The 23770-nt window shown below is 39.1% G+C and carries 24 protein-coding genes and 1 tRNA gene; 18 read left to right on the top strand and 7 right to left on the bottom strand.

Annotated elements, in window-relative coordinates; translation table 11 throughout:
• Positions 1-546 precede the first annotated feature (546 nt).
• Positions 547-1671 carry a formylglycine-generating enzyme family protein gene (locus ABZB17_RS02870; protein ID WP_372648010.1) on the bottom strand — a complete coding sequence of 375 codons (1125 nt, stop codon included), beginning with the start codon at positions 1669-1671 and terminating at the stop codon, positions 547-549.
• A 593-nt stretch (positions 1672-2264) separates the two neighbouring features.
• Here ABZB17_RS02870 and ABZB17_RS02875 point away from each other — a divergent pair.
• Together ABZB17_RS02875 and ABZB17_RS02880 are read left to right on the top strand one after the other, a co-directional pair.
• Entirely contained in the window at positions 2265-3173 is a 909-nt protein-coding gene (locus ABZB17_RS02875) for an aldo/keto reductase (protein WP_372648011.1), read from the top strand.
• Between the two features lie 222 nt (positions 3174-3395).
• Positions 3396-4736 carry a site-specific integrase gene (locus ABZB17_RS02880; protein ID WP_372648012.1) on the top strand — a complete coding sequence of 447 codons (1341 nt, stop codon included), beginning with the start codon at positions 3396-3398 and terminating at the stop codon, positions 4734-4736.
• A 128-nt stretch (positions 4737-4864) separates the two neighbouring features.
• On the opposite strand, the gene ABZB17_RS02885 is transcribed toward ABZB17_RS02880, so the two are convergent.
• Positions 4865-5473 carry a helix-turn-helix domain-containing protein gene (locus tag ABZB17_RS02885; RefSeq protein WP_372648013.1) on the bottom strand — a complete coding sequence of 203 codons (609 nt, stop codon included), beginning with the start codon at positions 5471-5473 and terminating at the stop codon, positions 4865-4867.
• A gap of 156 nt (positions 5474-5629) precedes the next feature.
• On the opposite strand from ABZB17_RS02885, the gene ABZB17_RS02890 reads away from it, so the two are divergent.
• From ABZB17_RS02890 to ABZB17_RS02910, 5 genes are all read left to right on the top strand, one after another.
• Positions 5630-5905, top strand: a complete 276-nt coding sequence (locus ABZB17_RS02890; RefSeq protein ID WP_372648014.1) for a hypothetical protein — start codon at positions 5630-5632, stop codon at positions 5903-5905.
• Positions 5906-5918: 13 nt separating this feature from the next.
• Positions 5919-6158 (top strand): hypothetical protein, encoded by a 240-nt coding sequence (locus tag ABZB17_RS02895; protein WP_372648015.1) that lies wholly within the window; start codon positions 5919-5921, stop codon positions 6156-6158.
• Positions 6159-6170: 12 nt separating this feature from the next.
• A complete protein-coding gene (locus ABZB17_RS02900; RefSeq protein ID WP_372648016.1) occupies positions 6171-7394 on the top strand; it encodes a primase-helicase family protein in 1224 nt (407 codons plus the stop codon).
• A gap of 365 nt (positions 7395-7759) precedes the next feature.
• The gene (locus tag ABZB17_RS02905; protein ID WP_372648017.1) at positions 7760-8476 is read left to right on the top strand and encodes a toprim domain-containing protein; all 717 of its coding nucleotides are present in this window, start codon (positions 7760-7762) and stop codon (positions 8474-8476) included.
• Positions 8473-8832, top strand: a complete 360-nt coding sequence (locus ABZB17_RS02910) for a hypothetical protein (protein WP_372648018.1) — start codon at positions 8473-8475, stop codon at positions 8830-8832. Before ABZB17_RS02905 ends, ABZB17_RS02910 begins: the two co-directional genes overlap by 4 nt.
• A gap of 12 nt (positions 8833-8844) precedes the next feature.
• Here ABZB17_RS02910 and ABZB17_RS02915 read toward each other — a convergent pair whose 3' ends face one another.
• A complete protein-coding gene (locus tag ABZB17_RS02915) occupies positions 8845-8970 on the bottom strand; it encodes a hypothetical protein (RefSeq protein WP_372648019.1) in 126 nt (41 codons plus the stop codon).
• 183 nt (positions 8971-9153) lie between these two features.
• On the opposite strand from ABZB17_RS02915, the gene ABZB17_RS02920 reads away from it, so the two are divergent.
• From ABZB17_RS02920 to ABZB17_RS02935, 4 genes are read left to right on the top strand one after another with little or no spacing between them, the layout of a single operon-like run.
• Entirely contained in the window at positions 9154-9372 is a 219-nt protein-coding gene (locus tag ABZB17_RS02920; RefSeq protein ID WP_372648020.1) for a hypothetical protein, read from the top strand.
• A 2-nt stretch (positions 9373-9374) separates the two neighbouring features.
• Positions 9375-9764 carry a hypothetical protein gene (locus ABZB17_RS02925; RefSeq protein ID WP_372648021.1) on the top strand — a complete coding sequence of 130 codons (390 nt, stop codon included), beginning with the start codon at positions 9375-9377 and terminating at the stop codon, positions 9762-9764.
• A 5-nt stretch (positions 9765-9769) separates the two neighbouring features.
• A complete protein-coding gene (locus ABZB17_RS02930; protein ID WP_372648022.1) occupies positions 9770-10354 on the top strand; it encodes a hypothetical protein in 585 nt (194 codons plus the stop codon).
• The gene (locus ABZB17_RS02935) at positions 10344-10817 is read left to right on the top strand and encodes a hypothetical protein (RefSeq protein WP_372648023.1); all 474 of its coding nucleotides are present in this window, start codon (positions 10344-10346) and stop codon (positions 10815-10817) included. Before ABZB17_RS02930 ends, ABZB17_RS02935 begins: the two co-directional genes overlap by 11 nt.
• 160 nt (positions 10818-10977) lie before the next feature.
• Here ABZB17_RS02935 and ABZB17_RS02940 read toward each other — a convergent pair.
• Positions 10978-11049 (bottom strand) — tRNA-Arg (locus tag ABZB17_RS02940).
• A 124-nt stretch (positions 11050-11173) separates the two neighbouring features.
• Between ABZB17_RS02940 and ABZB17_RS02945 the strand changes: the two genes are divergently transcribed.
• From ABZB17_RS02945 to ABZB17_RS02955, 3 genes are all read left to right on the top strand, one after another.
• The gene (locus ABZB17_RS02945; RefSeq protein WP_372648024.1) at positions 11174-11362 is read left to right on the top strand and encodes a hypothetical protein; all 189 of its coding nucleotides are present in this window, start codon (positions 11174-11176) and stop codon (positions 11360-11362) included.
• Between the two features lie 18 nt (positions 11363-11380).
• On the top strand, positions 11381-12193 hold the full coding sequence (gene pheS / locus ABZB17_RS02950) for a phenylalanine--tRNA ligase subunit alpha (protein ID WP_372648047.1): 813 nt from the start codon (positions 11381-11383) through the stop codon (positions 12191-12193).
• A gap of 324 nt (positions 12194-12517) precedes the next feature.
• Complete coding sequence (locus ABZB17_RS02955) at positions 12518-12685, top strand: hypothetical protein (protein WP_372648025.1); 168 nt, start codon at positions 12518-12520, stop codon at positions 12683-12685.
• A gap of 69 nt (positions 12686-12754) precedes the next feature.
• Here ABZB17_RS02955 and mgrA read toward each other — a convergent pair whose 3' ends face one another.
• Positions 12755-13738 carry an L-glyceraldehyde 3-phosphate reductase gene (mgrA, locus tag ABZB17_RS02960; protein WP_372648026.1) on the bottom strand — a complete coding sequence of 328 codons (984 nt, stop codon included), beginning with the start codon at positions 13736-13738 and terminating at the stop codon, positions 12755-12757.
• A 229-nt stretch (positions 13739-13967) separates the two neighbouring features.
• Here mgrA and ABZB17_RS02965 point away from each other — a divergent pair, with 229 nt between their 5' ends.
• Positions 13968-15071 (top strand): universal stress protein, encoded by a 1104-nt coding sequence (locus ABZB17_RS02965; protein WP_372648027.1) that lies wholly within the window; start codon positions 13968-13970, stop codon positions 15069-15071.
• 409 nt (positions 15072-15480) lie between these two features.
• Complete coding sequence (locus ABZB17_RS02970) at positions 15481-17622, top strand: tetratricopeptide repeat protein (RefSeq protein ID WP_372648028.1); 2142 nt, start codon at positions 15481-15483, stop codon at positions 17620-17622.
• On the opposite strand, the gene ABZB17_RS02975 is transcribed toward ABZB17_RS02970, so the two are convergent.
• The gene (locus ABZB17_RS02975; RefSeq protein ID WP_372648029.1) at positions 17623-17901 is read right to left on the bottom strand and encodes a hypothetical protein; all 279 of its coding nucleotides are present in this window, start codon (positions 17899-17901) and stop codon (positions 17623-17625) included.
• Positions 17902-18261: 360 nt separating this feature from the next.
• Here ABZB17_RS02975 and ABZB17_RS02980 point away from each other — a divergent pair, with 360 nt between their 5' ends.
• Positions 18262-20691 carry a TonB-dependent receptor domain-containing protein gene (locus ABZB17_RS02980; protein WP_372648030.1) on the top strand — a complete coding sequence of 810 codons (2430 nt, stop codon included), beginning with the start codon at positions 18262-18264 and terminating at the stop codon, positions 20689-20691.
• A gap of 437 nt (positions 20692-21128) precedes the next feature.
• Here the strand turns inward: ABZB17_RS02980 and ABZB17_RS02985 are convergent, their stop codons facing one another.
• A complete protein-coding gene (locus tag ABZB17_RS02985; RefSeq protein WP_372648031.1) occupies positions 21129-21563 on the bottom strand; it encodes a lipocalin family protein in 435 nt (144 codons plus the stop codon).
• A gap of 497 nt (positions 21564-22060) precedes the next feature.
• Between ABZB17_RS02985 and ABZB17_RS02990 the strand changes: the two genes are divergently transcribed.
• Complete coding sequence (locus tag ABZB17_RS02990; protein WP_372648032.1) at positions 22061-23608, top strand: acyl-CoA dehydrogenase family protein; 1548 nt, start codon at positions 22061-22063, stop codon at positions 23606-23608.
• Positions 23609-23770 lie beyond the last annotated feature (162 nt).

Below are 23770 nucleotides of genomic sequence, written 5' to 3' on the forward strand. Positions count from 1 at the left end.
ATTAGGGTGCGGTGTATAAAAATTACCTTCAGCGCCAGCCGGGCGCTCGGGTGTCTTTATGGTTAGTTCATCTGCTAAAGACATGACTTCAAAAAAATTAAATTAAACAATAAAGAAACAGGGGTAACTGTTGGGGGAAATTCTAAGCATACAAGATCCAGCACTCAAACAAACACCGGTAGGTGATTAGAAGATTTGATATTTTGAGCTTTGGTTCCACTTGACTAATACATATTAATGCCGTAAATTTAGTCAATTATTACATCGGTTCACACGGAAAAAGAACAAGATTAATAAAATTATAAACTTTTTAGCAAACACTTAACAGCATACTAATCAGCTGGTCATGCCCGGTATTCAAACTGCCATCATCTTTCCTGCATTCAAATCATCGCTGGATTCTGCAAATTTTAACCCGGTACTACTTAATCAGCAGATACAAAATGTAAGATAAACTTGGGCAATAAACAGACAAGCTAAACCCAAAGCCACTGAGCCACTGCAGCAAAGAAAAGAGACTGATAAGGCCCTTAGTAGTGAATTGTTTTACTGCTTAAAATCCAATACACACCTGAACCCCGTATGGCTAATCCCTGTATTAATTTCGCCGGGCATGCGGGCTGCCACCCGGTAACTTGAACAATAACTGTCGTTACACAAAAATGATCCACCCCGAATGGTTTTTCGTTTGTCGTAAGGATTTCTTGCATCATTACTCTTCTCTGGTCCTTTCGGGTCAACCGTAATTTCATCAGTTGGCAAACTTTTATAGTAGACCTGATCGTACCAATCAGCCGTCCATTCCCACACATTGCCGGCCATATCGTACAATCCGTAGAAATTTGGCTCATACGACTTTACCGGAGCTGTAGCAAAATGTCCGTCTCTTTGGGTATTGATGTTCGGAAAGTGTCCGTTCCATGAATTGGCTTTTGGCGAGCCGTCTTCAATATGTTCGTTTCCCCACGGGTAAATATTGTTTTCCAGTCCTCCGCGCGCAGCAAATTCCCATTCGGCCTCGGTAGGTAATCGTTTTCCGGCCCATTTACAGTACGCCACGGCATCATTCCAGCAAATGTGAACTACAGGATGATTCTCGCGACCAAAGATCGTACTTTCAGGCCCTTCAGGATGTTTCCAGTTGGCACCTACCACCCACGACCACCACTGAGAAATATCGTTTAGGGGAACAGCCTGCGATGGCGGCGTAAAAACCATCGATCCTGCTTTTAACATTTCTGCCGGAGGCCTGGCAGTACCCGGCGGGACCTGTGTTTTCATCACTTCCCAGTCAATATCCTTTTCGGCTTCAGTGATGTAGCCGGTTTCATCCACAAATTTTTTGAATTGCGCGTTGGTTACTTCATGCTCATCCATCCAAAAACCGTTCACTTTTACGGGATGTTTCGGGTATTCATCGGGACGGGCCTGATCGTTGTCGGCCCCCATTTCAAAAATACCCCCTTTAATAAAAACCATTCCCTGTGTTCCGGCACTTCGCGGAATTATCTCTGACGAATCGGGCTGCACCAAAAACCGCGATTTGGAATTTACATTACAACACGATAACTCTTCCTTAGCCACATCGGGTGCTGTTTTTGGTTCTTTATTTGAATTACAGGCAACAGAAACAATAAACAATATGATTAGAAAAGGATATAATCGACACATTTTGTCCGTTTAAAATTTCTATCTACAACCTGAAAACAAACAAAAGGTTTATTAGTATTTTATTAAAACAAAGGCCGGTTCAATAACCGGCCTATCTTGAATGTGTTTCTCTTAATGCTTGCTAAAATCTATATACAGCACATTAAGTTTAACCCTTACAAGGTACAATAAATAAGTGTAAACACGTACATAAAAGAATAATTATTTACAGCTAAACAGCTAAGCACCTGCTATTTAACAATGATTTCATTATAAAAAACAACAAAAATAATTAGTAGAGCTTTTATTGAAACAGGAGTGTATATAAACGAAGAAAGGGCAGTTCAACAACTGCCCTTTTACTAATGTTAACCCCCAAACACACATCGTGCTGAACGCACGACAATACAAATGAACAAAAAAGTATTTAGTTATCAAAACAATGATTGATATTTTTCTATTTTTTTAGATTTTTTTACATTTTCTGCCTTCGCAATTTCTTTTGCACGCATTTCAATTCTCTGTTTTCTAATGCAGTAGCCAGTCTACTTCTTTTATATGCTACAGAAAAATTTGTAGCTTTGATACTAATTCTAATTATTTAAACCAAAATCATGGCAACTCTTATTTCCGCAATAAAAGACTTTGGTAAAGATTTCCCGGCAGATTATTCCATTCCCAAACGTAAATTGGGAAAAACAAATGAAGAGTTGTCGATAATTGGGTTTGGAGGCATTATGCTGAACGATAATCCACAGGAGTTTGCCAACGAATTGGTGGCCAAAGCTTATGATTTAGGTGTAAACTATTTCGATGTGGCACCCAAATACGGAAATGCCGAAGAACGTTTAGGGCCGGCACTTAAACCCTATCGAAAAAATACCTTTCTGGCTTGCAAAACCCGGCAACGCGATGCTGCCGGAGCACAAAAAGACCTCGATAACTCGCTACGAAAACTACAAACCGATTATTTTGACTTGTACCAGCTGCACGAGCTAACTACCGATGACGAAGTACAAACCGCTTTTGGTAAAAAAGGCGCGCTGGAAACCTTGGTAAAAGCCAAAAGAGATGGTAAAATAAAACATATTGGTTTTTCGGCACATTCGGTTAAGGCGGCTTTATTTGCGCTAAAAAACTTTGATTTCGATTCGATACTTTTCCCCATTAATTTTGCCTGCTGGAATGCCGGCGACTTTGGCCCCCAGGTTTATGCCGAAGCCGAAAAACAAGGCATTGGGATTATGGCTTTAAAAGCCATGGCACTCACCACATTTGGCGAAAAGGAAGACCTGATCTTTAAAAATTGCTGGTATAAACCCATCGACGACGAAAAAGTAATGAAACTGGCACTTCGTTATACCCTTTCAAAAAAAGTAACAGCAGCTATTCCACCGGGCGAATACACCCTGTTTTTAAAAGCGCTGGAGTTTATGCAGGATTTTAACCCCATTGAAGAAGCAGAGACAAAAGAACTGCTGGCACTGGCCAAAACTACCAAACCGGTGTTTATGCATGATTAATAAACAAAAAAGGCCACTGATTTTCAGCGACCTTTGTAGTCCCGACGGGAATCGGGATATATTTATGTTAAAATTCTTATTTTGTCTTATTTTCTGTTTATCAACTCTTTATATAGCTATTTATTTTTCTATTTTCTGTAAAATACTCCTATTTTTCCCGAATTCGTTCCCCTTTCTCGTTCCCCTTTTGTACTTTTGAAGTGAAAATAACATCTCACCAGTATGGCTAAAATAGGTTTTCACGTCAATTTCAGCAAAACAGATAAGAATAATTTTGCTCCGGTTCGCGCTAAAATATCAGCCGATCCAAAGCCGGTAATCAAAACATTTCCTTTTAAAGTAAAAGTTACAAAAAATAACCTGGGAAAGTTTGAGTGTAAAAAATGGAATGCCGAAACTCAAAGGCTATACAATTTCAGAGAGAGTGACAAATATTACTCTGAGTACATTGAAATAAATTCTTTTCTCGATGATTACGAATACCAGGCTAAACAACTATTCAAAGATTGTTTGAAAAACAAAAAGAAACTTACTACGGAACTGGTTAGAAAGTTCTTTGCAGGCGAGGAGATAAACCTTGAGGAGAAAAAGAAAACCTTCTGGGACGCTTACGACGATTTTATCAAATACTCAAAGAACACGCACAAGTCGAACACAAGCCGAATGCACAACTCGAATAAGAATAAGCTGTTAAAATTCGAGGCTGACACAAATTATAAAGTGAGTTTTGACACTGTCAACATTGACTTTTTCGACCACCTACAAGAATACATATTACTTGACAAAGAACATGGCTGGAATTACTTTTCTAAAATAATCGATAGGATAAAAACTTTTATGACCTGGAGCTATGAAAGAAATTATCATCAATCCAGGGAATTCAAAAAGTTTAGTGCCCCGGAAAAGAAAATAACAGTAATCAGATTGACAGATGATGAGCTAATCCAGCTAATGTACTACGACTTTAAAAATAAGTCTTATGCCAAAGCACGCGATTTCTTTTGTTTTGGGTGCTTAACTGGTGCCAGGTACAGCGATTTAAACAGGTTGACAAAAGATAATATTCACGGTGAAAAACTAATATACACGCCACAAAAAACCAAGAACCCCACACCGGTTGTACTTCCGTTAAACTCACTGCACTTTGATATAATCAACCGCTACAAAGAATCATTTAAGCTGCTACCGCAATACGAAAACCAAAGCTTTAACCGCATGCTTAAAAAAGCTTGTGAAGAGGCAAAACTTGATGCAAAACTCGAAGTATTAACACATAAAGAAAAAGGACCTAACACATTGACAAAACCCAAACACGAGCTTATAACCAGCCACACAGGGCGAAAAACATTCATTTGTATGCAGCACGAGATTGGAACCGATATCCCAACAATAATGTCATACACCGGCCTTGAAAAAATGGAAACGATCCGCGCCTACCTGGAAGTATCAGAAACGATTAAAGAAAAAGGCATAGATCAAATGAAACAAAGGTTAATGAAGGCAAAGAAAAAAGCTGACAAGAAAAAGAAAAAAGAAAAGAACAAATCTGCTCAAGCATCGTAAAACATTACGCAAGAGGGGCCGCCACAATCCGAACTACAAGTAAGTACGCCCAAGAGGTATAATAAATAAGTTATTGTACCTCTTTTTGCTCCAGTACCGTAATATATTTTGTTATATTTCACCAATATTTATTCCTTGTTCCGGCTCATCCACTTGTTTTCAATGCCATTAAAATACACCTCCGGACGAACTACCTTGCTATTTTCTACATCTTTTTCAAATCGACTATACCATTTATTAAAAACTTCTTCCCCCCTTTTGGATTTTCTTATAGCTAAATCAAAAAGCTCCTTTTTAATTGCCTCATTATCTGTGATTTCATTTAAACATGCATAGATTTCATCTGTAAAATCTTTATCCACCCAGTCAATTGCATCCATAATTTCACGGCTAAAATTGTGATGAATCGTTTCCAAGAGAGATACCATTTTTTCAAGCTCATTTACTCTTTTTTCAAGCTGTTCGTTTTCTTTTTTAAGTTTAGAGTTTTCTTCTTCAATCCGTGATACTTGATCACTATTTGGTATTTCAATATCAAACAACTCATTAAAAGAAACCCCCAGGGCTTTTGCAATACCTTTGCCAATGTCGATAGAGATAGATTTATTACCTCCTTTTGATTGCGGTTTTTCAATATTAGAATAAGACGCCTGCTTTATTCCTGACTGACTTGCCACATCTGCCTGACTGATACCCTTCTCAATTCTTAATCTTCTTATTTTTTCATTTATCTCCATTAATACAAACTTATAGGAATTTCTATTAATCAAGAGCACATTTATTAACAATTCTTTTGTTAATAACTAGATTACACTGTTTTCTATATATTTAATAGTTTTCTCTATTATTGCATAGTTTTTATTATAACACAATATACTTAAATTATTAGAATTATGAAAAACGAACATTTCGGTGTGATACTTACAGAAGAAAGGTATCTGCAACTAAAAGGAGAAGCCAACCAGGCAAAAACGAGTAGTAATGAACAAACCGACCTTGAAAAAGAAAGAATCAGTAAACCTGAGGCAGCCAAATTGATAGGACGATCCCTCCCTTATCTCAATAAACTTATTCGCGAAGGCATTTTTAGACAATATGGCTTCGGAAAGCGTGGCAAATTCTTACTGAGAAGCGAGGTACTTGAAGTAATTAGAAATTCAAATCTTTAAAAATAATAATACTATGTTACAAGGACAACATGCACTATTAGAGCTTTTATCATCATCAGAAAATGCCTGGGAAATAAAAATAAGCCTCGAAAAAGTTTTTGAAGCTGCATCTTTCGAAACCAAATTACCAGAAACCGGAGGAGGTAGAGAAAAACTCAAAAATCTATGGAAGTTAATTCGATTAATTGAAGACATAGAAACGCAATTCAAAATAGTTGAAGATAGAGCAGAACAAGAATCTACTCAAAAGTAAACTTTCATCTGCATGGCTGAAAAAAGAAAAAACAAAAACGATCCGGCCAGTCAATATCTAAGGATCGGCACGGATTATTATAAAATAGTTCACCATCCTTTGGCTTCAAAAGACACAAACGAGATTTTGTATAAGTGGAATAAAAATTTAATCAGAGAAGATCACGGAAATATACTGAAAGACATAGCTAAATATGACTCGGCTTGTTTAATACCGAATCATGTTAATTATCAAAGACAGGTATTTAATTCTTACAATACGTACGAGCCAATTCCTCATAAACCGAAAAAAGGAGACTGGTCAACAATAAAAATGTTTTTAGAGCACATTTTCAGGGAACAATATTTGATTGGAATTGACTATCTCACAATCCTTTGGAAACATCCGACTCAAATTTTACCAATTTTATGCCTGGTATCTAAAGAACGAAATACCGGCAAGACAACTTTTTTACTATTCTTAAAGGACATATTTGGTAAAAATATGACCTTCAACACCAATGAGGATTTTAGAACAAATTTCAATTCTGGATGGTCTACAAAAATACTTATTGGAGTTGATGAAGTCCTTCTTGACAAGCCCGAGGATGCCGAAAAGTTAAAAGCCCTTTCCACGGCCAGAACCATAAACAGCGAAGCAAAAGGAAAGGACAGAATAGAACAGGAATTTTTCGGGAAATTCATTCTATGCTCTAACAATGAGACCGGCTTTCTAAAAATTCCACACGATGAAATAAGGTTTTGGATTAGAAAGGTTCCATCCTTTCAAACGGAAGATATTAACCTGAGAAAAAAAATGATAGAAGAAATACCGGCATTTCTAGAATTTCTTACCAATCGGGATATCACAACACCAAATGAAACCCGTATGTGGTTCACAAAAGAACAGCTGTGGACTGAGGCACTAAAAAAAGTAATGCAATCGGGAACCGGACTACTTGAAAAAGAAATAAGAGAGGTAATCATAGACCAGTTTTTACATTTCAAGCAGAACGAAGTCTTTTTGACACCAAAAGATATTATGGAACTTCTTAAATATGAAAATGGTGTATTCTCAAAGAAAACTGAAATAATTGATGTGTTAAAACAGTGGGGCTACACTCCAATAAATGAATCAACATACTATAAAAGATGGAAATACAGATTAAATAATAATGGAACATCAAGTCCAGAAGAAATTGGATGCCAGGGAAGATTTTACACATTCAGCAAAGATAAGTTCATAGAAAATAAGTGAGATGTGAGTTATGAATAACTATAAACCTAATATTCAATATTATATAAATCTCACATTCTTCTCACAATGTTCTCACAATCTCACAATCTCACAAATAAAATCCTTTTGTGAGAAGTTTGTGAGACAGATATTTACCTGATTTACTACGTCTTAGTCCATTTTTCTCACAATCTCACAGGTTTTTATGAAAATAAAAACACTCAATTGCTCACAGAAAAAGAAAAAACATGAACTGCAAACAAGCAAACGAAAAAATTAAAATTCCTGATTTTCTGGCAACACAGGGATTCCAGCCAGTTAGAACCTACGGAAAAAACTGGTGGTACAAAGCACCTTATAGAAAGGACAAAAAACCAAGCTTCAAAGTGAACACGGCAAAAAATACCTGGTGGGACGAAAGCATCTGCGAGGGCGGTTCCTTGGTTGACCTGGTTATGAAAATGTATTGCACAAACGTTTTGGGAGCCCTGGACGTTTTGAGAACACCTGAAAACTGTAAATCGTCTTTTTCTTTTTCCGATAAGCAAAAAGAAAGTTCATCTGAGTTCAAGATCATTAGCATAAAACCAATTTGGCAGTACCCTTTAAAAAATTATGTAAGAGAACGCGGCATTGATCTTGGAATGAAATACCTTGAAGAGGCCTACTATAAGACATATTCAAACCAAGAAAAACCTTTTTTTGCAGTTGCATTCAGAAACGACAAAGGCGGTTACGAACTACGCAGTAAACACTTTAAAGGAAGCTTAAGCCCCAAGTATATTAGAACTATCCCAGGGCGCGAAAACAGCCTGAATATCTTTGAGGGCTTCTTTGACTACCTTTCCGCACTAACCTATTTTAGAACCATCGATTTAAAGAATAAGACCATTGTTTTAAATTCAACATCAAACATTCCATACGTTGAAGAAGCCGTGAAAAATGCTATTGACGTATTTTGTTTTCTAGATAACGATGAATCTGGAATAAAAGCATTTGAAAAAATTAGAAAATGGAACGCAAACGCGGTTAATCAATCCGCTATTCTCTATCCTGGTTACAACGATTTTAACGACTTCATTTGTAAAAAACGAAAAACGTGAGTACTCCAAAGCCATATAGCTGGAAGTTTACAAAAGCAGGCATTAGATCAGCTTGCGGGTGGAGTGAAACAACTTTTCGTAGAAGAATAGAAGACCTTGCCAAAGATCATCAGTTTTTGACTGACAACCCAAACTTTAAAACAGACATAAAACAACGAAAATTATCCCCAAAACTTTGGCGGGCGATAATCGAAGAATTTGCAAGTCCAAAGGATGCTATAACCGGGATTAGAGAAAAGCATGAGATTAGGTCAGAGAAGGAATTAATTTCTCTTTACTCTTTATTTGATATCTATCCGCCAAAATCGGTAGATCAGATAAAAGCCGTATTCGGACTTAAATCAATAAAATTCTAGCTTTTTTAAACTTTATTGCACATTAAAACGCCACAAAACGCCATAACCCGCCATGCATGGTTTACCATCATTTATATTCAACTTGTAAATAAAAAACATTGGTTTTTGAGGCTCTTTTTCATATTGGGTTTTTTTCATTTCATTATGTTGTTTTAGTGTGATTTCCGGTTAGGTATTTAGGAGTGCAACCCAGTAAAATACAAGGTATTTATTCTTGAGGTTTTCTATAAATACACTCCGAATACCCCGGAAATTGTGCTGAATACCTAGAAATACAGGAAACTCAATAAATTAGGAAATCAATATTAAATGAAATCAAACATGGAAAACTTATTAGAAAATATGACCGGCACAACTCGAAAGGAAATTTTCGGATTACTATGTATTGTAGCTATCGTGTTCTTTTTTATCGGGAAAGCCAATAGAAAAGACGATGAGAATTCAATGGCCAGTATCACAAAAAAAACCGATACTGGAGAAACATCAACAGATAATAAAATAGAGTCGGAAGAAGATCAGCAACCCAAAACAAATAAATAATTATGAAACCATTACATTACATTTTAGTTTTTGCGGCAGTAATAGCCTATTTGTGGAAAATGGGCAAAGACGAATTAAGCAAAGAAGACAAGGAACCTGACAACTTTAAACACGCCGTTAAAAGAGGCATGTTTGAAGTTATGGAATCACTAGTTGGAATATACCAGGAATTAGCACCTGAGAAAGAAGATGTGACAAATGCTGACGAATATTCTTCTTTTTCCGGAGTACGCCCCCCGGCGCGCCTTACATACGATCCAAATCCGAATGAGAGTAGATTTGCAAACCTTGGTGAGAAAATGAAAAGAGGTCGTTTTGTCAAAATAGATGAAAAAGTAGCCTTAGCGGAAAGACAAGCAGAAGCAACTGAACGAATTAACAACCTATACTAATAGTTATGGCTAATCCAAATATTAAGTCAAAAACAATACAGGCGGCTAGAGATACTATTATCTTATTTAATGAGTGTAATGCTTCTTCAGGCGCAAATTCCCAGGGTGAATTTTTGCAGATGCTTCTTGAACGATGGACTCAGGACGATCCAGCACCAAAAGTTGAGAAAGAAACGGTAACCGTTGAAAAAGAGTTGACTAAAAACCAACTTCTAATCAATTTATTGCCTGCCCAGGAGTTCGCTCTCAGGAGCAATGTTCTCAGCCCGGATTTTGCAAAACGGCAAAATGAACTAATTGATACTCTGAAAGGAACAAGACCATTTCTCTATTTTGGCAGTCTTTATGATCCTGAACTTCAAAAATTGTGGGTTCGTAACATTGTTGTAACCAAACAAATGACCGAAGCCGAAAAAGAAGCTGCAATAAAACATAACATGTCTGCCTTCCTGGTGAACATGTATTTAATGCACGCCATCGACGGTAATTTATCATCGATAAGTATAACAGCCGACAGCATCAAAGAATTTATTGCAAAGGAGGCTATAAAAGGAAAGCAACCACAAAAAAGCGAAGACAATGGAATCTAACAACTATTACAACAGGGAATATTCTTCTATTGGTGGGACACTAGTATGCGCCAAATCTGCATTTAAGAAACCTGTAATTGATGAAAATGAAATGAGTTCATTTTTAGGACTTTTTGAAGGTAAAAGAAATTCTTCCGAATCTTCCTCAAGCTCCGATTCCAATACTGGTTCTAGTGTTTCTGCAAGATCGGGAGGAGGAGGATTCTTCAACATTTTGGGCTCTATTTTAGCAGGAGGATTAGGCTTGGCTACTGTTGTCGCACCTGTACTGCCACAACTTGGAGTAGGTGCCAAATCAAGACAAGAGGAGCTAAATGCAAAGTCCGAAGCAGAATTAAAACTTTTAAATGCACAGTCTGGAATACTAGAACAGCAGGCAGAAAGTCAAAAGGAGCTTATTATTATTGGTGCAGTTATGCTGTTTGTAGTAGTTGTTACGATGGTTGTTGTAGTAAAAAATTGAGGTTTTGTCGCTATAAATAATCCTTTACAAATCCGGTTCTCGCATGTTTCGAGGATCGGATTTTTTATTTGCTTTCTCCAAACATTTACGAAATCGTTCCCCATGCGTTCCCCTAAAAACCGCAAACGCCCTACACACAAGGCGTAGAGCGTTTTGTCAGTAGTCCCGACGGGAATCGAACCCATATCTACAGTTTAGGAAACTGCTATTCTATCCGTTGAACTACGGGACCATAAATGTGGCGCAAAAGTAGTTAAAAACCTGAATCCCGGCAAATCGGTCTAAAATATTGTGCCCGGTTTTTATTCACTATAATCTGAATCATTATCTTTGCACCTCAGTTTAAACAAACAAGGATGTTAGACAAGATCAAAGCGTTACAGAAAGAAATCGATAATATTGTAGCTTCAAGCAAGGAAGAGGTAGAAGAGCTGCGCATAAAATACATCAGCAAAAAAGGATTGATCGGCCAATTATTCAACGACTTTAAAACTGTTCCTGCCGAACAGAAAAAAGAGGTTGGACAGGCCATTAACACACTTTAAACTTTTGCTTTAGAAAAAATTAACACGCTAAAAGAAGGTTTTGAGAACAATGGAAGCGAATCGGCCGGACTGGATTTAACCATGCCGGGCGAGCCCATGAAACTGGGAACCCGTCATCCGCTTTCGCTGGTTAAAAACGAGATTATCGGAATTTTTGCCCGTCTTGGATTTACAGTTGCCGAAGGCCCTGAGATTGAAGACGACTGGCATGTGTTTTCAGCTTTGAACTTTCCGCCGGAGCACCCTGCCCGCGATATGCAGGATACTTTCTTTATTGAAAAAGATCCGGATGTACTGTTGCGTACGCACACTTCAAGTGTGCAAATCCGCGTTATGGAGCGCACCGAACCGCCTATTCGTGCTATTTTCCCGGGACGTGTTTTCCGTAACGAGGCTATTTCGGCACGTTCGCACTGTATATTCCACCAAATTGAAGGTTTGTATGTTGACGAGAATGTTTCGTTTGCCGACCTGAAACAAACCTTGTTGCAGTTTGCCAAAGAGCTGTTTGGCGAAGACACAAAAATTCGTCTGCGTCCTTCCTACTTCCCGTTTACCGAACCTAGTGCCGAAATGGATGTAAGCTGCTCGATTTGTGGTGGCAAAGGTTGTAATGTTTGTAAATACACCGGCTGGCTCGAAATTCTGGGCTGCGGAATGGTTGATCCGAACGTATTGGAACTGTGTAATATTGATAGCCGAAAATATACCGGTTTTGCTTTTGGAATGGGTATCGAGCGTATTACCATGTTGCGTTACGGAATTAAAGATATCCGTCATTTCTTCGAAAACGATGTTCGATTCTTAAAACAATTCGAATCGGCTACTTAATAAGAAAATACATAAAAGATGATACGAAGAGGGGCCTTTTTAAGCTCCTCTTTTTGCTATATAATGCCCATTTTTTCAAACGACTTTTTCACGAATCATTCCATTCTATTCTGCAACATCCACGTAACACGAATTTAACAAACAGCTCGTCGAAAACATGCTTTTTGGCATGTTTAACAAAAAAGCCATACCTTTGTATCACACTTTTAAGTCTTTTATTAGACTGGGAAGATAAAATTAGAAACAGCCCGATCTGCTAATACACAGAAAATAACAATTAAACTATTTACATTTTTTAGGATTGGGCAATTAAATATATATTGAATGGAAACGAAAGCAAATCAGAATCAGATCGTCATTAAGATGAACACTGAGAATGAGAAAAAAAAGCTGCCATTAAACTTTATTTTTACTTTGGCCGCAGGTGCTATTGCCGGAATGGCAATTATTTTCAGTCTCTTCTGGGGATTGGAAAAGTTATTTGGAATGTAAACCAACGGTATTATAGAAAGAAAGGCTCGCAATTGCGAGCCTTTTTTTATGCTTTATACTCTTCAACTATCACTTTAATACCTTTTCAATGGCTGCCAATTCCTCATCCGAAAAACTAAGGTTCTTTAGCGTTTCCACATTGTCATCAATTTGTTTTACCGAGCTGGCGCCAATCAGTACCGATGTAATTCGTTTATCTCGCAGTACCCATGCCAGTGCCATTTGCGCCAACGACTGGCCACGTTCCTGTGCAATGGTATTTAAAGCCACAATTTTATCGTGTGCCGTTTCAACATGTTCTTTTTTCAGAAAAACTTCGCGGGTTGCTCTTGATCCCTCAGGAATTCCTTTCAAATATTTATTGGTAAGTAATCCCTGGGCAAGTGGCGAAAAAGGGATACAACCAATTCCTTCTTCTTCCAGTACATCCAGCAGCTCGTCTTCCACCCACCTTACAAACATCGAATATTTAGGTTGGTGTATTAAACACGGCGTTCCAAGTTCTTTCAAAATACGTGACGCTTCTTTGGCCATATCAGCCGGATAATTTGAAATACCAACATACAAGGCTTTTCCCGAGCGAACAGCCCGGTCGAGTGCCATCATTGTTTCCTCTAGCGGCGTGTCAGGGTCAGGGCGGTGCGAATAAAAAATATCCACGTACTCCAATCCCATACGTTTTAAACTTTGGTCGAGACTGGCCAGCACATATTTGCGGCTTCCCCATTCGCCATAAGGCCCCGGCCACATCAGATAACCCGCTTTACTCGAAATAATCAGCTCATCACGATACGCACTAAAATCCTGCTTTAAAATTTTACCAAAATTCTCTTCGGCCGATCCCGGTGGCGGACCATAATTATTGGCCAGATCGAAATGTGTAATGCCCAAATCAAAAGCCCGGTGCAACATGGCCCGGCCATTTTCAAAAACATCAATTCCGCCAAAGTTATGCCACAAACCCAACGAAACGGCAGGCAGTTTCAGCCCCCATTTTCCGCAGCGGTTGTACAGCATTTCATCGTATCTCGATTCATTTGGAACATAGGTCATACTATTAAATTTAATTGGTTATTGCTAAAAATACATTCTGAATCGTTGTTAAACAAACCCATTTGCATCGCTAAAGTTATTATTCTTTTGCCACTTCTCTAAATCAATACTCAATCATTGTATTCACCTCATTTCTTTAAAATACGGCCGGTACAAGATTTCAGTCCTTTTCTGAAACTAATCGGCCTTAAAACCATATAAATAATATAGAAACTAAAATTAATTGGCCATGAGTGAAAAACTAGTTACAATCGTAGTATTACCTCTGGCGCGTGCCCATATTTTGAAAATGCGTTTAGAGGAAAAAGGAATTAAATGTGAGCTTGAAGACGTACATTTAATTGAAGGAGCAGCCACCTCAACCGTTCGGGTTAAAATACTGGAAAACGACCTGAACGAAGCCTTTAAAGAAGTTGACTTACTGCTGGGACTAAAAGCCGGAAAACAGAAAAAAGTGAACAAACCCGGCCAGATCCTTGTCCCCATCGACTTTTCTACCGTATCGGAAAAAGCCGTTGAAATGGCTTTTAACATTACCGAACACCTGAATGCCAAGCTGGTAATTATGCACTCGTACATAAGTCCGGTGCGCTTTTCAATTCCATACGGCGACATTTATCCGTACGACACCACCCTGTTAAAACAAACCGAGGATGCAGAAGAAGAGGCCAACCGCCAGTTTAAAAACTTTCTGACACCTTTGGTATCAAGTATCGGACCGGAGAGATGGGAAAAAGTAAATCCGGAATATATTGTTAAGCCCGGTTATGCAGAAGAAGACATTCTGGCCTTTGCCAACGAACAACCTGTTCGACTGATTGTAATTGGCCGTGGTGGCGACAAATCGTGGCCGGGAACAGTTGGCAGTGTAACCGCCGATGTAATGTACAATGCTCCCGTTCCGGTGTTGGTTATCCCCGAAAATATGGATCCGAAACCGGTTGGCGATTTTAAAGAAGTGCTGTACGCCACCAATTTCGATGAAAAGGACTTTACCGCTCTTGACAAGCTAATGAACATTGTAAAATCGTATGAAGTTAGAGTAGTTTGTGCGCACGTAGGCCTACCCGACGAATATGGCTGGGACATTGCCCGGCTGGAAGGCATGAAAGATATTTTGCACAAAAAATACGAGAAAAAGGAGTTTGAGTGCAAACTGATTATGGGAAACAATGTTTTAGACACACTTGAAAGCACAATTAAAAACGATTCGGTGGATATTCTGGCACTTACCACACATAAAAGAGGAATGATATCGAGGCTTTTTAATCCGAGTTTAGCGCGCAAAATGGTATTTCACACCCATATTCCGCTACTTGTTTTTCACGCATAAACCGGAATGAAAATATGGCCCCAAAACAAACACCGGCACCATCCCACTTTCGCAAGTGAGGTAGCGTAATAGCTTATTCTGCCAAACGTTCATATCAGCTACTAAACCAGCGATTCGGGCATAATACAGCCATACATTTAATGAAATTATTTACAAGATTTAAAAAGAAAAACCACCTGAATTTGCCCGACTTATTAAAATGCGCTTTTCCGGCTTCATGCATGACCGCTATAAAACCTTTATTTTTAAAAACTTGAGCTTTAAAATGCTTTCGCTCCATTTGTAAAGGATAACCAGCTTGATATTTTCTTTGTTAAAAAGTGTGGAAAAGTGTAGTTTTAGACAAAGAACAGACGAGTTTTATCTACAATTCAGAGATTTTAAACGGTATCAGAAAATTATATCGCTGATGAACAAAAGCACAATGCTATTTCTTTGCATTTTTTTTGCGCAATTTATTACTGTCAAGGACATTACCCTTGCCATGCCATACAACAATGTGCCTAACGACAGCCTGCGTCGGGTAGTTGCAAACGCAAATGGTAAAGAAAAAATAAACGCACAGCTTGAACTGGCAATGCTTCTTTTTAATAGTGAAAACACGGAAGCAAACGCGATAGCATTATCAGCCCTGAACGAAGCAAAACAGATTAAAGACAAGCCACTTCAGATGCAAGCCTTTTTTGCATTAGGACGAATCAGTCACGAAATCAACAACATTAATCTATCTCAAACCTACCTCGACAGCGCTCTTGTTCTTGCCAACGAACTGGATGATTTATGGTCTCAAAGTGATATTTTATTGCGTTCGGGTATTAATCAACACACCCTGGGAGATCATTTAAAGGCGCTCCAATCTTTTAATATGTCGGTACAGACTGGACGCCAGGCGGAAAACTACCGTGCTGTTGGAGCTGCCTATTCTATGATGGGAACTGTTTTCAGGGTAAATGGTTTATACGATCGTGCTATTGAATACATCATTAAATCGCGGTTGAACTACGAAAAAGCTGATTATGTTGAAGGTTATGCCTGGGATGCCTACCTGCTCGGACGGATTTATGCCGACCTTCAACTAAACGAAAAAGCCTTGGATTATTACAAGCAAGCACTCGCAACCTATGAAGAACTGGCAAAAAAAGACCAGAATAAAAGCGGAATTGTTATCTGTTACGAGCAAATCGGAATTTTGAATTTGGAGGCAGGTAATACCTACGAAGCCCGCAAAAATATTGAATACACACTTAAAATTCACAAAGAAAGTAATTCGAAATACGGTATATCCAATGCCTATAAAAACCTGGGGCGTATTGAATATGAATCAGCAAATTACTCCTTGGCGGAAAAATACCTGAAAGATGCTTTAGAAGGCAAAACCGAAGTAGGAGATCAGCTTAGTAAACCATCAATCTATCAATACCTCGGATTGTGTTCAATAAAAACCGGGCGCACCAGCGAAGGATTGGATTTGATTTTAAAAGGACTCGACCAGGCTATTCAGAATAACCAAAAACGAATCCAGCTCGATATTTATACCAAACTAAGTGAGGTTTACCTCAGTTTAAACAACCTGGAAAAAGCTATCGACTGTCAGCAACATTTGATAAACATTCAGGATTCGATGCTGTTGGGAGCTGTTAACATTAAAATGGAGCAGCTACAAGGCATTTACGAAATTGATGCAAAAAACAACCAGATTGCGGAACTGGAACAGCAAAACCAAATCAACCGGCTAACACTAAAACAAAACCGCACTTCGCTTATTTTTATGATTATTGGCATTCTGCTTACGCTTATAATTGCAGCTGTTATTTATATTTTTAATCGTAGGCTGCGCCAAAACAACATTCAACTTGCCGAGGCCAATGCTGCTAAAGACAAGTTCCTGGCTATTATTGCACACGATTTGCGCGGCCCAATCCACACACAAACAGCCTTTCTGCAACATTTGCACGAAGAATTTGATTCTTTTGATGCTGGAGAACTCAGAAAACTCCTGAAAATTCTGCTTGATTCATCAGAAAACATCAGCGATCTGCTCGACAACCTTCTACTTTGGTCGCAATCGCAGGTGAAAAAGATGGAGGTAAATACCAGGGAACTTGAACTGAAAGGAGTGATACAAAATACGGTTGAAAAATTACAACAATCGGCAAATCTGAAACAAATAGCCATTTCGCTTGATACTGAAAATCAACTAAAAGTTTTGTCGGATGCCAATATGCTCCAAACAATTATCAGAAATATTGTAAGCAATGCAATAAAATTTACCCCTCGCGGCGGATCAATCAATGTAAAAACTTTCGCCTCGGCACAAAAAGAGGTTACCATACAAATTACTGATACCGGACTGGGAATGGATTCCGAAAAGTTGAATCAACTATTCGACATCACCTCCAAAAGTCATTCGCAAGGAACTGAAAATGAAAAAAGTAACGGACTGGGGCTTATTCTTGTAAAAGATTTTGTTGAGAAAAACAGGGGTACAATAAATATTGAAAGTGAAGTAGGAAAAGGCACCTCTGTTATTGTTACTCTTCCGCAGGCTTAGTTAGGCGACAAATAAAATTCCCAACAATAAAAAGAGTGCAAACAACAGTATACTTATCCTAAAGGTACCGTAGTGTTTGCCCGATGTTCCCATCTCTTTCTGATTGAATTCGCGGTATTTTTTAGCTATCGAAAAAATTTGAAAATGCATGGTTGCAGGATTGACTTTTTCGCCTCGTTGCTGCAGATGGTCTTTAATTATCAAAACAATAATAAAATTCCAGACCAAAAAAAGCAAAGCGATTACCCCAAATAACAAGGCCAGTTTATTTTCGTGCATACTTCCTCCAATTTAAACTGTTCTCCTATACGATGTGGTCACAAAGTAGTTGCAGAGAACATTCATAAATATACACTACAATAATATCCCAGTTGCTGATCTTTTCCTTTATACCCTGTTTTCTTAAAAAGATTGGATACCAAATATTAAGTCCGATTGATTTTTAATTTCAACTATTTTGAGAGCTAATAATTCTGATAAAAAATACAATCGACAAGCACATACTACCACCTAAACGGGATACACATGCCTGAACAACGAGAATGACTCATAATACAGTATGCTTATTTTCAATACTTTATTGCTTTTACCAATTAATCAATGTAAATTACAGACTAATTTATCCTTATTTATCACACCATGAAAATCACAAAGTTTAAAAGAGCATTTTTACTAAGCATATTTGTTGGTATTTCCGGTACTATTTTTGCTCAAATACAGGGAGCAGTAAAAGATCCACTAAACCGCCCTGTTCCGTTTGCCAATGTTCTTTTGCTAAACGAAGCTGATTCTCTGGTGGTATCAGGTGTAATGGCAAACGAGGAAGGCACCTATATCTTTACCGATTTTAAGCCCGGAAAGTATATTTTAGGTGTTAGCCTGATTGGGTACAAACCGGCATGGTCGGCACCTTTTGAGATAAAAACCTCGAATGACCACCTTCATGAAGAACCTATAATTGTAGAAACTGAAGCGCAGCAAATACAGGATGTGGATGTTGTGGCCAAAAAACCCATTTACGAATTAAAAATGGACCGTATGGTGGTAAACGTTGAAAACAGTATCACATCAAGTGGAAATACGGCACTGGAAATACTTGAAAAATCTCCGGGTATTATCGTTGATCGCCAAAACAATAACATTTCGATGGCCGGGAAAGGCGGAGTACAGGTGATAATTAATGGCAAACAAAATCGAATGCCACTGGAAGCCGTGATGCAGATGCTGGACGGAATGAATGCCGACAATGTAAAAAGAATAGAACTGATTACTACCCCTCCGGCAAAATATGAAGCTGAAGGAAACGCAGGTATAATTAACATTGTGCTGCAAAAAAGCGAAGACTTTGGAACCAACGGCACATTTTCGCTGGGTGCCGGTGTGGCAAAGCGCGAAAAAATGAATGCCAGCCTTAACCTGAATCACCATGTGGAAAAGTTTAACTTTTATGGCATGTACAATGTAAACTTTAACAACCAAAGGTCGAGTATCACCACTTATCGTTCATTTCCGGCAAACGATAATATCGTTGAATCCAATGGGAAAAGTATTCGTTCGGCCCTGGTACTTTATCAGAATATCCGGATGGGTTTCGACTATACTTTAAGCAGCAAAACCACACTCAGTTTATTAACAAACGGTTATATCCGCGATTACGAAATGGACGCCTGGAACAACATTAACTACCTTACCGACAATGTAGAATCCAGCCGTTCAAGATTAGAAACCGAAGAACTCAACAAGTGGATTCATGGCATGGGAAACATTAATCTGAATCATCGTTTTCATGAGGAGGAAGTGTTGGATTTTAATATTGACTACCTGAACTATCACAATGATAATCCTTCTGACTTTACGCTTGAAAATTATGGCTCATCAGGAGAATTTATTGACGGCGAGGATATCGAGATTACTAAAACCACCCCCATTGATATTCTGGTGGGGGCTGTGGATTACTCGAACAGTAAAAACGAAAAGCTAAAATGGGAGCTCGGATTTAAAGAAACACTGACATGGTTTACCAACGATGTGGCCGTACAATATTTTCGCGATGGACAGTGGGAATACGACCCGGAACTCACCAATAAATCGTGGCTAAATGAAAATATTACGGCTGTTTACGGATCGGCAAACTGGCAAATGACTGAAAAAACGGGAGTAACAGCTGGATTACGATACGAATACCTGAACTCGGTACTCGACACAAAAGAAGAGAAAGGTATTGTTGATCTTCATTACGGAAAATTGTTTCCAACCTTTTATGTTTCGCAGAAATTAAACAAGAACAACACCGTTCAGTTCTCGTACAGCAAACGAATCGATCGGCCAACCTTTAACGAACTGGCTCCTTTCGTCACCTTTGTAACACCCGAAACGTTTGTGGCAGGAAACGAAAACCTTTTACCGGCTATGAGCGATATTTTTCGGATTGATTACCAGTTAAAATCATACATTCTTTCGTTTAGTTATACCACTACCGATAACTCCATTTCCAGGTTTCAGCCGGTGTATAGTGAAGATGGTGAGAGACAGTATTTTATTTCGAAGAACATGGATAAATCAGAGAATTTTTCGGCACTTCTTGCACTACCGATAACAGTAACTGACTGGTGGAAAATGCAAAATAGCATTTCTTGGGTTTGGCAGCGGCTGGCAACCGATTATGAGGGAACTGACATCGACTACAAGCAGAATTATCACAACATCAGTTCCAATCAGAGTTTTACAATTAACAAGCAGTTTTCGGCTGAAATAAGTGGTTTTTACCGTTCGAAATCGCTGGCCGGAATTTTTGTGCAAAAACCATTGGGCAGACTTGACCTTGGCGTACAGTGGCGATCGAAAAGTCAGAACAGTAGGTTAAACCTGAACATTTCAGATGTTTTCAAAACACAACTTCTTAAGCGGGAAGCGCATATTCCTGAACTGAATATCGACAATTATTATGAACTGGATTTTGAACCCCGCGTGCTGCGTTTAACTTTTACGCACAACTTTGGAAATAAGGCAATCAAAATACGCGAACGAAATACGGCCTCGGAAGAAGAACAAAAAAGGGTAACCAATTAAATTTTTCTCCTTTATCACTTTTAATCGCTGAGTTTAATACGTTTGGTTACTGACATCTTTTCACATACCATTCTGAAATATTTGCACTCTGTATTACTATGAATCTCTAACTAAACTACCTTATACCACCCAGATGACAAATTGAGGATATTCATGTTTTTGGCTTGTTAGTTACTTTGGGTGGAGACAAATCATACCTTTAAGACAAGTTCACCCCCCTCATTACCACAGGCAGGAATTTTGTTTAAATCGCTGATTAAGTAACCGTTTCACCACTCTTGTTGAAATTAACATCAGGAGCAAAACAAAGGCTCCGGGCGACTTCACACCACCCGAAGCCTTTTAAATCCGCAGTATCGTCATTAAAAGTTTGTTATGCGAATTATTGTATCATGCTCAACGAACGCTGCGGATGAATTAACAGGATATCCTCAAAATTATTTCACCCGTACATATTTCTCCATGCGGTAATTGTTTTTATCGTAGCTCCAGTCAACGTTTACCGGGTTAATCTGTATCAGTGTATCGCCCTTAAATTCAATCAGTAATCGTTCGTCGGCACCCACATAATCCTCCGAAACATGAATGGTAATATGTTCCGTATAATGATTTCCGTTGATGGTGTATGTACCATTTCCATAATTAGCACTGGTAGTGCCGTTTGAAATAAATTCACCCACAAACATAAAATGCTCGCCTGACCAGCTTTTTAGTTGTACACCTTCCGCATTTCCGGGGATGGTCCAGGTTGCTTTTCCGTCTACGATACTTTCATATTCAACCAATTTCCAGGTACCCTCTAAGCCCTCGTGGTGGGTAGTAGTACAAGCAAAAAGCATTGTCACAATAACAAGCAGAATTCTATTTTTCATGGTTTTTTTATTTTAAGAATTGGCATGAACGAACAGACAGGTAACCAGTTGTTTTGTCTTCCTTTTTGATCCCGAAACACCGATCAGCCCCCCTAAGAGAATGATTCGGATACAGTCAGCTCATGTATTGAATTTTGGTAAATAATGGATCAGGATAATTATAGAAAAGGGATCGCCGGCTTTTGAAAATTGTTTTGCTACTGCAACCAGCCTTAGGTTTTCAGCTCTCATCAACAAAACAATCGGGGCGTGACACGAATGTCGTTTTTGTATTTGTGTGCTAAAGTGTCAACATTTTCGTCCATGCAAAACAGGAACAAAAAGTTACGAAAAAACAGTAAGATAAGCAATAGAGTCCGCCGTTTGGACTCGTTCGACTTTCAAAAATTTCATGCCTAATTCAGCAAAGAATGTTTTTGCTCAGAACAATATGGTGCCGATTTCGTTTAAGTAAATCCGGTGGCGCTAAAAAGCCACTATCATTATAAATTGAATTTATGCAAGTAGCTACAACCGGAGCAACACCGGTTTCCAATAAAAATCAAACCTCATCTATCCCGTTTTCAGAATTTCTGGAAAACCTGAAAGAGAAAATGAAACAGGTTTTTCATGTACGGGCCGATATCGATCAACTGAGTTTAAAACGCGGACTTCCACCGTTTGTAATGCGTGAAATTATGTCGGTAAATCCACTGTCGGTGGGTATTCCAACACAATATGGCGGACGCGGTGGAGTAATGAAGGAAAACATCGGTTTGCTGGCCGCAGCCTCGTACGAATCGCTGGCATTGTCGCTAACCTTTGGTATTAACTCGGCTTTGTTTCTGCAACCTTTTGGAAAATTTGGACAAGATGAGGTAAAAGCAAACGTTTTTAATCGCTTTTTAAACGATAAAGCCATGGGTGGATTAATGATTACCGAACCGGACTATGGCAGTGATGCTTTGAATATGCAAACATCGTACACCGAATCGGGATCGAAATACCACCTGAAAGGAAAAAAACACTGGGCAGGATTAAGTGGTTGGGCCGACTTTTGGTTGCTTTCGGCACGTCAGCAGTCAAAATCGGAGAAACTGCAGCGCGACATCGACTTCTTTTTGTGCGATGTAACCGCTCCCGGACAAAATATTGTGGTGGAAGAGTTTTTCGAGAACCTGGGTTTGTATGCCATCCCCTACGGACGCAACCGTATTGATGTGCAGCTGCCGCAAACCCATAAACTGGTGCCCGAAACAACCGGTGTTAAAATGATGCTCGACTTGTTACACCGCAGCCGTATGCAGTTCCCCGGAATGGGCATGGGCTTTATTCAGCGTATGCTCGACGAGGCATTAACACACTGCAAAGAACGAATGGTGGGCGGAAAAAGCCTGTTTAACTACGACCGCGTGCAACATCGATTGTCGAAACTGCAGGCCTCGTATACCATTTGCTCGGCTATGTGTGCCAACAGCAGCGAAAAAGCGGGGCTGGATGTCGACCTGTCATCGCAGGGAATGGAAGCCAACGCCGTAAAAAGTGTAATTACCGATTTAATGCAGGAAGCTGCCCAATCGGTGGTTCAGCTGGTGGGTGCCAAGGCGTATAAACTTAATCATATTGCCGGACGAGGAACTGCCGACAGCCGTCCGTTCCAGATCTTTGAAGGATCGAATGATATTCTTTACGCACAAATTTCGGAGGGCCTGGTAAAAATGATGAAACGCGCCAAAGAGCGTAACCTGTTTCAGTTTTTGAAAGGTTACGACCTGACCGACAAGGCAGTGCATTTTGTAAAAGGCCAGGTCGACTTTAATCTTGACCTGCAGATACCGCAGCGTAAGCTTGTTGAGATGGGCAAGATCATTGGCCGCGTAATTTCGCTGAACCAGGTTTTAGACCTCTCGGAGAAAGGTTTTAACAAAGAGCTGATCGATGGCAGTGTGGCATTCCTGCAACAGGAGATCACCAAATTGATGTCGGCCTTTAACTTTAAAAACGAAGAAAAAGTGGTTGATGGCTACGACGAGAACACCTCGTGGCTGAATTTTGTGGCCGGATAACGATGTAAAAGTTCACCATCTTCAAGGCGTTAAAAATAAGACAACAAACAAAAATAGCCCTTCCAACACCACGACACTCCTTAAATAGACACGGGTTAGGGAAAACTGCCGTTCGCCCCTCATAAACGACAGTTTTCCCTAAATTCCTTTATCGGTCACTAT

It is taken from the genome of Draconibacterium sp., from assembly GCF_041583095.1.
In the GTDB taxonomy this organism is placed as follows: Bacteria; Bacteroidota; Bacteroidia; order Bacteroidales; family Prolixibacteraceae; genus Draconibacterium.